Source organism: Burkholderia gladioli (genome assembly GCF_000959725.1).
GTDB classification, from domain to species: Bacteria; Pseudomonadota; Gammaproteobacteria; order Burkholderiales; family Burkholderiaceae; genus Burkholderia; species Burkholderia gladioli.
The window spans coordinates 4358876-4371496 of the sequence record NZ_CP009323.1 but is presented as its reverse complement, the minus strand read 5'-3'; the positions used below and the strand labels follow the sequence as shown (position 1 = coordinate 4371496).

11 protein-coding genes are annotated in these 12621 nt (G+C 70.8%); 9 read left to right on the top strand and 2 right to left on the bottom strand.

Translation table 11 applies throughout. The features are described from left to right. Nucleotides 1–217 precede the first annotated feature (217 nt). Nucleotides 218–1159 (bottom strand): LysR substrate-binding domain-containing protein, encoded by a 942-nt coding sequence (locus tag BM43_RS36185; protein ID WP_036050797.1) that lies wholly within the window; start codon nucleotides 1157–1159, stop codon nucleotides 218–220. Nucleotides 1160–1291: 132 nt separating this feature from the next. On the opposite strand from BM43_RS36185, the gene BM43_RS36180 reads away from it, so the two are divergent. Then, a complete protein-coding gene (locus tag BM43_RS36180; RefSeq protein WP_043217590.1) occupies nucleotides 1292–2341 on the top strand; it encodes an alpha/beta hydrolase family protein in 1050 nt (349 codons plus the stop codon). A 186-nt stretch (nucleotides 2342–2527) separates the two neighbouring features. Here the strand turns inward: BM43_RS36180 and BM43_RS36175 are convergent, their stop codons facing one another. Further along, nucleotides 2528–3367 carry an AraC family transcriptional regulator gene (locus BM43_RS36175; RefSeq protein ID WP_063769124.1) on the bottom strand — a complete coding sequence of 280 codons (840 nt, stop codon included), beginning with the start codon at nucleotides 3365–3367 and terminating at the stop codon, nucleotides 2528–2530. Between the two features lie 109 nt (nucleotides 3368–3476). Between BM43_RS36175 and BM43_RS36170 the strand changes: the two genes are divergently transcribed. The 8 genes from BM43_RS36170 (at nucleotide 3477) to BM43_RS36135 (ending at nucleotide 12550) form a co-directional block, all read left to right on the top strand. Further along, complete coding sequence (locus BM43_RS36170; RefSeq protein ID WP_036050805.1) at nucleotides 3477–3908, top strand: hypothetical protein; 432 nt, start codon at nucleotides 3477–3479, stop codon at nucleotides 3906–3908. A gap of 381 nt (nucleotides 3909–4289) precedes the next feature. Further along, nucleotides 4290–5315 (top strand): porin, encoded by a 1026-nt coding sequence (locus BM43_RS36165; protein WP_036050808.1) that lies wholly within the window; start codon nucleotides 4290–4292, stop codon nucleotides 5313–5315. Nucleotides 5316–5521: 206 nt separating this feature from the next. Continuing rightward, nucleotides 5522–6250 (top strand): GntR family transcriptional regulator, encoded by a 729-nt coding sequence (locus BM43_RS36160; RefSeq protein WP_013698563.1) that lies wholly within the window; start codon nucleotides 5522–5524, stop codon nucleotides 6248–6250. Next, entirely contained in the window at nucleotides 6250–7317 is a 1068-nt protein-coding gene (locus BM43_RS36155; RefSeq protein ID WP_042283076.1) for an ADP-ribosylglycohydrolase family protein, read from the top strand. The genes BM43_RS36160 and BM43_RS36155 overlap by 1 nt, the downstream gene beginning before the upstream one ends. Before the next feature lie 53 nt (nucleotides 7318–7370). Further along, nucleotides 7371–8822: a purine-cytosine permease family protein gene (locus BM43_RS36150; RefSeq protein ID WP_036050809.1), complete on the top strand. Its 1452-nt coding sequence runs from the start codon at nucleotides 7371–7373 to the stop codon at nucleotides 8820–8822. Next, nucleotides 8819–9760, top strand: coding sequence for a PfkB family carbohydrate kinase (locus BM43_RS36145; protein WP_036050812.1), 942 nt, complete (start codon nucleotides 8819–8821; stop codon nucleotides 9758–9760). Before BM43_RS36150 ends, BM43_RS36145 begins: the two co-directional genes overlap by 4 nt. A 312-nt stretch (nucleotides 9761–10072) precedes the next feature. Beyond that, nucleotides 10073–10426 (top strand): hypothetical protein, encoded by a 354-nt coding sequence (locus tag BM43_RS36140; RefSeq protein WP_036050814.1) that lies wholly within the window; start codon nucleotides 10073–10075, stop codon nucleotides 10424–10426. 231 nt (nucleotides 10427–10657) lie between these two features. Beyond that, nucleotides 10658–12550, top strand: coding sequence for an extracellular solute-binding protein (locus tag BM43_RS36135; protein ID WP_042283080.1), 1893 nt, complete (start codon nucleotides 10658–10660; stop codon nucleotides 12548–12550). The last annotated feature ends 71 nt before the right edge of the window (nucleotides 12551–12621 follow it).

The following is a 12621-nucleotide window of genomic DNA, read 5'->3' as shown; positions in this document are numbered from 1 at the left end:
GCGAGCGCGACGCCAGCCGTCGCGGGCCGCCGGGCCTCAATTAAGCGCCTGGCGGGAGCGTGCATCAAGTGAGAATGCGGCACGCTTCGCATGCGCGGGCCGCATGAAAGGGGTCGCATGCGATGCGCATCGATGCAGGCGCCGGCGGGCGGGAGCCAGCAGCCCGGCGATCCGCCGTATCGACATGCCTGGGCAGTCGACGGCCTCCAGGTGCGAATCAGCGCGCGCCCTGCTCGTCGAACTCCAGCTTGCGCGCGGGTTCGACCCCGGTGGCGGCCAGGATCCAGTCGATCACCGCGCGCACGTCCTCGCGCGGCTCGGGATCGACCTGGTGCAGCCAGTAGGCGTAGCCGGTGGCGCGATGCGAGTCGGACTCGCCGATCGCGGCGAGCCGGCCGTCGGCCAGCAGCGGCGCGACCAGGGCCACGCGTCCCAGCGCGATGCCGCGCCCGGCCAGCGCGGCCTGGATCACCTGGTCGTATTGATTGAAGCGCAGCACGCCGCGCCGCTGCGCGGCCTCCAGGCCGAGCGCGCCGAGATGATCTGCCCATTGCAGAAGCGGGCGGCGCGGGCCGTCGAATTCGAGCAGCGCGTGGCGCGCCAGCGTGTCGGCATCCAGCGCGGTGACGCCCAGCGAGGGATGCGCCACCGGCACGATGGTCTCGTCGAACAGCCGCACCGAGCTGGCCGGCGCGTGGTCGGCCGCCGCGTAGCGGATCGCCAGGTCGATGCCCTCGGCGCGCAGGTCGAGCAGCTTGTCGGTGGCGGCCACCCGCAGGTCGACGCCGGGATGCGCCTGCTGCAACTCGCCGAGCCGCGGCAGCAGCCACAGGCCCGCCACGCCGATGCTGGCGGTGATGGTCACGGGCTGGGGCGCCTTGGGATGGGTCAGGGCCTCCACGCTGTCCTGCAACTGGCGCACGGCTTCGTCGGCGACGCGGAACAGGCGCTCGCCCTCGGGCGTAAACGAGATCGAGCGGTAACCGCGGTGGAACAGGCGCGTGCCGAGCGCCTCCTCGAGCGCATTCACCTGGCGGCTCACGGCCGATTGCGTGAGGCACAGGTCCTGGGCGGCGAGCGTGATGCTCATGCGCCGGCCGACGGCCACGTAACCGCGCAGGAGATCGAGCGAGGGGAGTTTGATGAGCGGGACTGTCATGCGCGAGCCTCATGCGATCAATGCAAGAAGATTGATTGAGTCGAGCGGGGCGGTCAAGTGCAATAGCGCTCGGAGCCTGCCCTGCGATCAAGCGGAATGGGCATGGCATGCACTGCGGGTATGTGAGGGAAAATGGCCGATACGACTGGAAAGACGCGCGACATGGACCACGCGGCCGACGCCGGGCCCGAGCCGGTCACCATCGTCGCCGGGGACGGTTATCCGATCGGCGGCTTCGTCTGGCGTCAGGCCGCGCCGCCCGATCCGCTCGCGCCGCGCCCGGTGGTGGTGGTCAACGCGGCCACCTCGGTGCGCTGCCGCTACTACTTCCGCTTCGCGGCCTGGCTGCATCGCCACGGCTGCGATGCGATCGTCTACGACTACCGCGGCATCGGCGAATCGCGCCCGCCGGTGCTGGCGCGATTCGAGGCGAGCTGGCTCGACTGGGGCGAGCGCGATGCCGAGGCGGTGCTGCGTTACGCCTCGACGGCCTTTCCCGGCCAGCCGATCGACGTGGTCGCGCACAGCATCGGCGGGGTGGCGCTGGGCCTGGCGCCCTCGAACCATCTGGTGCGCCGCGTCTTCACGATGGGCGCGCAATACGCGCACTGGCGCGATTACGCGCCGCGCAGCCGGGTATCGATGCTGTGGAAGTGGCACCTGGTGATGCCGCTCGTGAGCGCGCTGTGCGGTTATTTCCCGGCGCGGCGGCTCGGCTGGATGGAGGACACGCCGCGCGGCGTGGCGCTGTCCTGGAGCCGCAGCCGCGCCGAGTTCGAGCACACCTACCGGCGCGCGCCGATCCGGCGCGGCGAGCGCGAGCGCCGCGCGCTGGTGCAGCGCTTCGCGGCCCTGCGCGCGCCGATCCTGGCGCTCAGCGTGAGCGACGACCCGTTCGGCACGGTCGCCGCGATCGAGCGGCTGCTGCGCTACTTCACCCGCAGCCGCGTCACCCATCTGCGCCTGAATCCTGAGCAGGTGGGCGAAACCGCGATCGGCCATTTCGCCTTCTTCCACAGCCGCTTCGAGGGCAGGCTCTGGCCGATGGTGCTGGACTGGCTCCTGCGCGGCCGGATCGCGGACGAGGTGCCGGGGCGCATCGTCTCCGAGCGCGAGGCGGCCGAGGCGGGCGGCAGCGAGGACGAGCCCGGCGCGATCGAGCAGGAGGCGGTGCTGCTCTAGCGCGGTCTCCACGGTTTCGTCGCGTGCGCGATGCTTGGCAGATCCCGCACGCGCCGCGCGCCGCGCGCGAGGATCGCGCGCGGCCCTTTTTCTTCCTGGCTGCTTGCCGGTGGTGGGCGCGGCTGCCGCTGCGCGCCGCGCCGGCTTCGTCCTTGGCGGCGCGCTGCCACCAGCGCCAGCCCGAGCTCAGCCTTCGCGCCGACGCGCGAAGTAATGCGCGGGCGAATCGCCGAACGCGCGCCGGAACATCGCGATGAAATTGCTCGGCGTGGCGTAGCCGAGCGCATCGGCCACGTTGGCGACCAGCGCGCCGCCGGCCAGGCGCTCCAGCGCCAGCGTCAGGCGCGCCTGCTGCCGCCACTGCGCGAAGCTGGTGCCGGTCTCGGCCTGGAACAGGCGGCTCAGCGTGCGCGCCGACAAGCCGCCCCATTGCGCCCAGTCCTCCAGCGTGCGGCCCTCGTGCGGCTGCGCGAGGATGCGCCGGGCGATCTTCAGCAGGCGCCGGTCGGCCGGCATCGGCAGGTGCAGCGGTTCGTGCGGCGCGCGGCGGATCTCGTCGAGCAGCACGCGGCTGATGCGCGTTTCCTCGGCGCTCAGCGTGTCGCGCCCATACCAGCTCACGGCGCGGCGCACCAGGGCCGCCATCAGCTCGGTGGTCGCGATCACGCAGGGTTCGGCCGGCAGGGTGCGGCTCGCCGCGGGCGCGATCGCCACGCTCCAGCCGCTCAGCGCGCCGCTGATGCTGACCTTGTGCGGCACCCCGGGCGGAATCCAGCCGGCCCGGTGCGGCGGCAGCAGCCAGGAGCCGTGCGGGGTGCGCACGTGCACGCAGCCGCTCTCGATGCAGAACACCTGGCCGCGCCGGTGCTGGTGCCAGTCGATCTCGCGCGTGCCGAGGCGATAGGCGTGCGGGCCATGGCGCTCGCCGCCGGGCAGGGCGATCAGGATCGGGCCGTCGAGCCGCTCGATGGCGTCGTGGCGTATCGAGTTGCCGTCGGGCGGGGATGAAGCCGGGTTGGCGGTCATGGCCGGAATTCATTATTTTTTGACCAAACGACATTATCAGCTTTGCCCGCCGCCGGCCAACAATGCTCCTCGTGTGGTTGCAAAACCCGAATTCGATGGAGCGTTCACCATGACTACCCGAACCACCAGCACCCCGGCGCTGCGCATCTTCGACCTGCGCGAATTTCCCTTCGTCCTGATGCGCAACGAGACGATCGAGGACGGTTACGCCGCGCGCTGGGAGGACGAGATGCAGACCCTGTTGCGGATCGGCATGCCGTTCGTGATGATCTTCCCGGCCGGCCGCCCTGAGGAAGGGCACGAGGACCGCAAGCAGCGCGGCCTCTGGCTCAAGCAGAACCGCGAGGCACTGGCCGCGATCTGCCGCGCGTTGATCTCGATCGAGCCGGAGCCGCTCGAGCGCGAGGCCGCGCTCGAGCGCGCGCCGGGCATCGAGCGGGCCTTCGGGGTGCCGGTGGAGGTAGCCGCCACGCTCGACGAGGCGCGCCGGATTGCCTTGAATCGCATGACCGGCGCGGCCGAGGGCTCGCTGGTGGTCTGATCCCGCGCTTGCTCGTGCGGTTCGAATCGCCGGCGCGCTCGCGCCGGCGGTTTCCCGCCTGATCCGTTTCGTTCTCCCGCCTTCCTTTCCCCGCCATTCCACGCAATTCCCCGCCTCGCCGCTTCCCCGGCGCGAGTGCCCGCACCGCTTGCCGCGACCCGGCCGTGCCTCGGCCATCCCGGGCCTTCCATCGCCTCGTCGCCCACCAGGGTTCCGCTTTCCTCCGAGGAAAGCGGGGCGGGGCCCCCTGCGGTTTTCCCCTAGTGATGCCTGCTTGACTTGTTCAAATTGGAACCTTAATTTTGCGCCTGTTCCTACATGTACTTTTTAGAGGAACAGGCCGGTCGAAACGACCGCATCCCATCCGACCAGGGTTCCACGATGTCCTTCCGTCTGTCGCGTCTGACGTTCGCGCTCGCCGCCGGCCTGCTGCCGCTCGTCGCCCATGCCGATTCGAGCGTCACGCTGTACGGCATCATCGACGAGTTCTTCCAGTACGTGAACACCGGCAATGGCTACACCGCGGCGATCGGTTCGTCGGGGCAGTGGGCCAGCCGGATCGGGCTGCGCGGCCACGAGGACATCGGCGGCGGCAACTACGTCAACTTCGACCTGCAGAACGGCTTCAACCCGAACGACGGCAGCTTCGCCACGCCGGGCTCGATGTTCAGCCGCCAGGCCTGGGTCGGGCTGGGCGGCAACTGGGGCGAGGTGCACGTGGGCCGCCAGAACTCGCCGCTGTTCAACGATCAGGGCGGGCTCGACGCGTTCGGCGCGGCCACCCAGGCTTCCGGTTTCAGCAACATGGAAACCTACGCGGTGCGCACCAGCAATACGGTCTCCTATACGTCGCCCTCGCTGTCGGGGCTGCAGTTCAGCGTCTATGTCGGCTTCGGCGACGCGGGCGGGTTGCGCTCGGGCGGCGCCAGCTACCAGGCCGACGTGACCTACGCGCGCGGCCCGTTCTCGGCGATCGCGGCGGCCCAGGCGGTGCGCAGCGCCGACAACGGCACGCTCGACCGCACCGCCGAGGTGGGCGCCGGCTACCAGATCGGCAAGACCACCGTTTATCTCGGCTGGAGCGGCGCGAAGTGGGCCGACATCGGCCTCGACGTGAATATCTACGGCATCTCGGCGCTCTACCAGGTGACGCCCGCGCAGGCCCTGTCGCTGGGCGGCACCTACCTGCACGACGAGACGGGGCAGGGCGCCAACGCCCGGCAGATCGCCGCGCTCTATACCTATACGTTCTCCAAGCGCACCTCGCTGTACGGCGCGCTGTCCTTCCTGCAGAACCGCGGCGACGCCTCGTACCGGCTGGCCGGCTCCGCCAACGCGGGCCTGCCGCTGGCCTATCCGGGGGCGGACGCGCGCGGCTTCCAGCTCGGCATGGTGCATCGCTTCTGAGCCCGCCGCCCGGGTTTTCCCGTTCCCTTCATCGATCGTTTCAGCGAGTGAGCCGAGCTTCCGTCATCACCATGCGTCCGTCCCGATCCACCTTCCGGCGCCGCCCGTCGTCAAACCTGTGCATACTTGTACCTTTTGCGACGCGCGAACGGCTTTCCGCTACCGGAAACCGGGGCCGCGCGGCACTTGCTGACAGGAGACAGAAGATGGTGCGTAAATCGGCCAGGACGTCCGAAGTCGGGCGTTCCAAGGCACACCGGGTGGCAGCGGAGCTCGAGCGGGACATCCTGAGCGGGCGGCTGCCCTATGGCCAGCAGCTCGAGAGCGAGAGCGAGCTGGTCGAGCGTTTCGCGGTGAGCCGCAACACGGTCCGCAAGGGCCTCGACCTGCTCACCAGCAGCGGCCTGATCACGCGGCGCGGCGGGATCGGCTCCTTCGTGACCTTCCACGGCCAGGCCATCGACGGCTCGCTGGGCTGGACCACCGCGCTGGAGCGTGCCGGCGGCAGCGCGCAGACCAAGCTGCTGCAGATCGCGATCATCGACGACGAGGCGCTGGCGGCCGAGCTGGGCCTGGCCGGCGCGCGCTTCGTGGCGATCGACCGGATGCGCGTGATCGGCGACACGGCCGCGCATATCTCGCTGGAACGCAGCCGCCTGCCGTTCTCCGACGAACTGGCCGCGCTGCCGCTCGAAGGGCTGGTGGGCGGCTCGCTGAACCGCACGCTGGCCGAGCACGGCATGGTGGCCGACCACGGCGAGCAATGGGCCGAGGTGGTCGGCCTGGAGGCCGAGGACGCGCGGCTGCTCAAGCGCCGCGCCGGCACGCCCTTCCTGCGCTCGCGGCGCCTCACGCGCGACCGCGAGAACCGCGTGATCGAGTACGTGGTGAGCCTGCTCGACCCTGCCCACTTTGCCCTGCACCTGGAATTCTGATGTCGATCGACCGTACTGATTCGTTTCTCCACCCCGACCAGGCCGATGCCGCGCGCCTGGACCGCGCGCGCGGCGCCTTCTACGGCCTCGCGCTGGGCGATGCCTTCGGCATGCCGACCCAGGCCCTGAGCCGCGAGACCATCCGCGAACGCTTCGGCCGCGTCACGGGCCTGCTCGACGCGGGCCCCGACCAGCCGATCGCGCCGAACATGCGCGCCGGCGCCATCACCGACGACACCGAGCAGGCGGTGCTGGTGGCGCAGCTGCTGGTGGACGGGCAGGGCGCGATCGCGCCGCTCGAGTTCGCGCGGCGCCTGATCGCCTGGGAAGCCGACATGAAGGCGCGCGGCTCGCTGGACCTGCTCGGCCCCTCCACGCGGCGCGCCACGCAGGCCATCGTCGACGGCGAGGACGTCTCGCTGGCGGGCCGCTTCGGCACCACCAACGGCGCCGCGATGCGCGTCACGCCGGTGGGCATCGCCACCTCGCTGGCCGATCCCGAGGCCTTCGTGGAGGCGGTGGTCGGTTCCTGCCTGGTGACCCATCACACCACGCTCGGCATCGCCAGCGCGGCCGCGGTGGCGGCCGTCGTGTCGGCCGGCATCGAGGGCGCCTCGCTGGGCGAGGCGCTGGAGGCCGGCGCACGTTTCGCCGAGCTCGGCGAGACGCGCGGCAACTGGATCGCCGGCGCGCGCATCGGCGCGCGGCTGCGCTGGGTGGCGGGCGAGAGCGCCGCGCGCAGCGGCGAGGCGCTGGCCGACTGGCTGTACGAAGTGGTCGGCACCTCGGTGGCCTCGCAGGAATCGGTGGTGGCGGCCTTCGCGCTGGCCCACGACGCGCGACGCCACGGCACCGCGATCGAGGCCTCGCTGGCCAGCGCGGCCAGCCTCGGCGGCGACACCGACACCATCGCCGCGATGCTCGGCGCGATGCTCGGCGCCTGCGCCGGCTACCAGGCACTGCCCCAGTCACTCGTCGAGACCGTGCGCCGCGTCAGCGCGCTCGATCTCGATGGGCTCAGCGCGCAACTGCTCGCCTTGCGCGGCGCACGGGGCCCGCGCGGCTAGCGCGAGCCCCGCGCATCCCGCGCGTTCCCCACCCAGCTCCAGGAGACAGACAGATGGCTTCGTCCCGCAACCCCGCGCACGCCGGCAAGATCGAGGCGCGCGGCATCGAACCGGTACCCGACGACGAGTGTCGCGGCCATCCGCTGCAACTGTTCTGGGTCTGGTTCGCCGCCAACATCAGCATCCTGGCGCTGCCGCTGGGCGCCACCCTGGTGGCCTTCCAGCACCTGGCGATCTGGCAGGCGATGCTGGTGGCGGTGGTCGGCGCGGCCGGCTCGTTCGCGCTGGTCGGGGTGATCTCGATCGCCGGGCGGCGCGGCCATGCGCCGAGCCTGACGCTCTCGCGCGCGGTGTTCGGCGTGCGTGGCAACATCGGGCCGACCATCGTCTCGCTGCTCTCGCGGCTCGGCTGGGAAACCGTCAACACCACCACCGGCGCCTACGTGCTGCTCTCGCTGTTCTCGATCGTGTTCGGCGGCTCGGCCGAGGCCAAGGCGCATCCGCTGCTCACGCTGCTGTTCATCGCGATCTTCGTGGCGGCCACCCTGGTGGTGTCGGGCCTCGGCCACGCCACCCTGCTGGTGATCCAGAAGTGGTCGACCTGGGTCTTCGGCGCGCTGAACCTGGTGGTGGCCGGCTTCCTTGCCCAGGCGATCGACTGGCACGCGGTGTTCGCGGCGGCCCCGGCGCCGGCCAGCGCGGTGATCATCGGCATCGGCACCATCGCGGGCGGCACCGGCATCGGCTGGGCCAACGCCGGCGCGGACATGTCGCGCTACCAGGCGCGCGAGGTGAAGGCCGGCTCGCTGGTCGCCTCGGCCGCGTTCGGCGCGGGCATCCCGCTGATCCTGCTGATCACGCTCGGCGCGCTGCTCGCGGTGGGCAACGACAAGCTCGCCTCGGCCACCGACCCGATCGCCGCGATCCGCGATCTGCTGCCCCACTGGATGGCGATTCCCTACCTGATCGCCGCCTTCGGCGGGCTGCTGCTGTCGAACTATTTGTCGGTCTATTCGGCCGGGCTCACCACGCTCACGCTGGGCCTGAAGGTCAAGCGCGTGCAGGCGGTGGTGGTCGACGTCGTGGTGATCTCCACCGGCTCGATCTACTTCATGCTGATCGAGGGCAGCTTCTACGGCCCCTTCATCGGTTTCATCTCGCTGCTGGCGGTGCCGATCACGGCCTGGGTCGGCATCTTCATCGTCGACCTGGCCGGCCGCGACGGCTACCGGCCCGAGGCCCTGCTCGATGTCAGCCCGGCCAGCGCCTACTGGTATCGTGGCGGCGTGGAATGGCGCGCGTTCGGCGCCTGGGCGCTGGCCATCGTGCTGGGCTTCAGCTTCCTGTCGATCGGCGGCGAGCACGGCTTCCACGGGCCCTTCGCCGGCAGCTGGCTGGGCCGCAACGGCCTGGGCTGGATCGTCACCTTCATCGTCGCGGGCGGCCTCTATGCGCTGCTCGGCGGCGCGCGGCGCAATCGTGGTCTGCAGGAGCGTATGTCATGAGTTTGGCAGTTCCCCGTCTGATTCATACGGGACAGGTATTGGTGGACTTGATCATGCGCGTGGGCGCGCTGCCGCCGCCCGGCGGCGACGTGCTGGCTTCCGAGGCGCGCTTCGAGGTGGGCGGCGGTTTCAACGTGATCGCGGCCGCGCGGCGCAGCGGCATGGCCTGCGTCTATGCCGGCGGCCACGGCACCGGGCGCTTCGGCGAGCTGGCGCGCCAGGCGCTGGCCGCCGAGGGCGCCGAGCTGGCCGCGCCGCGCGTGCTCGATCGCGATACCGGCATCTGCGTGGCGATCGTCGACGCCAGTACCGAGCGCACCTTCGTCACCCATCTCGGCGCCGAGGCGGTGCTGGAGCGTGACGTGCTCGACGCGCTGGCGGTGACGCCGCGCGACATCGTCTATGTGACGGGCTACGGCTTGTGCGTGCCCGACAAGGGCGCGCTGCTGGCGGACTGGCTCGAGACGCTGCCCGAATCGGTGGTGGTGGCCTTCGATCCCGGCCCGCTGGTCGACAGCATCGAGTCGGCGCTGCTCGCGCGCGTGATGCGGCGCACGCGGGTCTGGACCGGCAATCGCGAGGAGGCGCTGCGCCATAGCGGTTGCGCGAGCGTCGAGGCTGCGCTGGCCGAGCTCGTCGCGCGGCTGCCGGCCGGCGCGCTGGCGATCGTGCGCGATGCCGAGCAGGGCTGCGTGGTGTCGATCGACGGCGTGCCCGCGCGGGTGGCGGCCTTCGAGGTCGAGGCGATCGACAGCAACGGCGCCGGCGACGCGCATACCGGCGTGCTGCTCGCCGCGCTCGCCGAGGGCCATGCGCCGCTGGTCGCGGCGCGGCGCGCGAATGCGGCGGCCGCGCTGGCGGTCACGCGCTTCGGGCCGGCCACCGCGCCGACGCGCGAGGAGATCGACGCGCTGCTCGACGGCGCCTGGTCGCGCTGAATCGCGCGCCGGGCCACACTGGATGACCATTGCGCCGGCTTCGCGCCGGCGCCCCCGGCGCGCGTTCGCACGCTCGCCGCTACAATACGCGCGCCGTCTATGGCGCTCGACACCCCCCGCGATCCTCCATCGACCCGCATCCTCGCGCATTCGCCGCCCCGGCCGGGGTCGAGTCCGGCGAAATGTAACAAGACGTTAGGGATGCGCATGTCACGCGATGCCGCGCATCAGTTCTTACAAAGTGGAAATATGCGGGCGGGGCCCGAGTCGCTATAGTCGAATCACTCAATGAAACCACCGGAAGGGGACTCCATGAAAAGCTTGCGTGTTGCTTCGCTCGTGACCGGTCTGGCTGCGCTGTTCGTGTCGGGCGCGGCAATGGCGGGCGTCAGTGTCGGCATCAACCTCGGCGCTCCGGCCTATGTCGCACCGGCACCCGTCTATGCGCCGCCGCCGCCCGTCTACTATCAGCCGGCGCCCGTTTATGCGCCGCCGCCCGCGATCGTGATCGGCTGGCACGGCGACCGCTACTGGGATGGCCGCCGCTACTGGGGCCGCGACGAGTGGTATCGCCACCACGGCGGCGGCTGGCGCGGCGGCCCGGGCTGGCATAGCGGCGGCCCCGGCTGGCACGGCGGCCACGATGGCCCGGGCTGGCGTCATTGAACGATCGCCGGGCCGCGGCCCGGTGCAAGGCGCTTCCTATATATGGAGGTTCGCCGAGCTGCCGAGCTGCCCGCTGGTGACAAACCGCCCTCGCGAGGGCGGTTTTCTTTTGCGCGCCCGACGACGCAACGGGCAGGGCGCACCCGTCCGGCACGGCGAATGCCCCACCTGGCGGAGCGGACTCGGTAGAATGCGCGACACCGCCAACGAACCACGAGCGATTCCGCCTTCATGCCGATTCCGTCGTTCCGGGCCGCCGCGCACAGCCGCGCCCCGCGTGCCGCCATCGCCGCCTTGCTGGCCGTGTTCGCCGTGGCGGCCGCGCCCCCCGCCCATGCCGTCTATGCGATCGCGCAATACGGCGAGCCGAAGTATCCGCCCGGCTTCAAGCATTTCGACTACGTGAACCCGGACGCGCCCAAGGGCGGCACCCTGGTGCTGGCCAACCCGAACCGGCTCACCACCTTCGACAAGTTCAACCCCTTCACGCTGCGCGGCAATCCCGCGCCCGGCATCGGCCTGCTGTTCGAGAGCCTGATGACGGGCAGCGCCGACGAGCCGGCCAGCGTCTATGGCCTGCTGGCCGACGACGTGGCGATCGCGCCGGACCGGCTCTCGGCCACCTTCCATCTCAATGCCCGCGCGCGCTTCTCGAACGGCGACCCGGTCACGGCCGACGACGTGAAGTATTCGTTCGACACGCTCAAGAGCCCGCAGGCCGCGCCGCAGTACGCGGCCTATTTCGCCGAGATCAAGCGCGCGGTGGTGGTCGACGCGGCCACCATCCGCTTCGAGTTCGCGCGCGCGGACCGCGAACTGCCGCTCACCGCCGGCGCGATTCCGGTGTTCTCGCGCAAGTGGGGCGCCCGGCCCGACGGCAGCCACGTGGCCTTCGACCAGTTGGCCTTCGAGCCGCCGATCGGCAGCGGCCCCTACCTGATCGAGCGCTACGACACCGGCCGCAACATCACCTACCGGCGCGATCCGCATTACTGGGGCGCCGACCTGCCGGTGCGGGTGGGCACCAACAATTTCGCGCATATCGTCTACAAGCTCTACGGCGACGGGGTGGCGCGCCTGGAGGCCTTCAAGGCCGGCGAATACGACGTGCTGGTCGAGTACATCGCGCGCAACTGGGTGCGACGCGACATCGGCAAGCGCTTCGACAACGGCGAGCTGGTCAAGCACGAGTTCCGCCAGCACAACGGCGCGGGCATGCAGGGCTTCATGATGAACCTGCGCCGGCCACTGTTCCAGGACGTGCGCGTGCGCCAGGCGCTGGACCTGGCCTTCGACTTCGAATGGCTGAACCGCCAGTTGTTCTACGGCGGCTACACGCGCCTGAACAGCTATTTCGCCGATACCGAGCTGCAGGCCACCGGCACGCCGGGCGAGGGCGAGCTGGCGATCCTGGAACCGTTGCGCAAGCAACTGGATCCGGCCGTGTTCGGGCCGATGCCCGAGCAGCCCTCGACCAATCCGCCGGGTTCGCTGCGCGCCAACCTGCTCCAGGCGCGCGCGCTGCTGGCCCAGGCCGGCTGGACCTATCGCGACGGCGCGCTGCGCAACGCGCGCGGCGAGCCGTTCCGCTTCGAGATCCTCGACGATTCGGGCGGCTCGATGGAGCCGGTGGCGGCCGTCTACCAGCGCAATCTCGCCAAGCTCGGCATCGAGGCGCGCTTTCGCACCGCCGACTTCGCCCTGCTGCAGAAGCGCCTCGACGCCTTCGATTACGACATGACCACGATCCGCTACCCGGGCGTGCAGGTGCCGGGCAGCGAGCAGGTGCTGCGCTACGCCAGCCGCTACGCCGACCAGACCGGCTCGGACAACCTGATCGGCCTGAAATCGCCGGCCGTCGACACGATCCTGAAGACCCTGGTGCAGGCGCAGACGCGCGAGCAACTGCTCGACGCCACCCACGCGCTCGACCGCGTGCTGATGCACGGCTACTATGCCGTGCCGCAGTGGTACAGCACCATGCACCGGGTCGCCTACCAGCGACGGCTGGCGTACCCCGCGACGCTGCCGCTGTACTATTCGGCGGAGGACTGGGTGGTGTCGATGTGGTGGGAGAAACCCGCCGCGAATGCCGCGAATGCCGCCTCGGCGGCGGGGCACTGAGCCGTGGGCATGCATCCGGCCGGCTCGCCTCGCCATCGCGCCACCCTTCGCGCACGGCCCGCGCGGCCGTC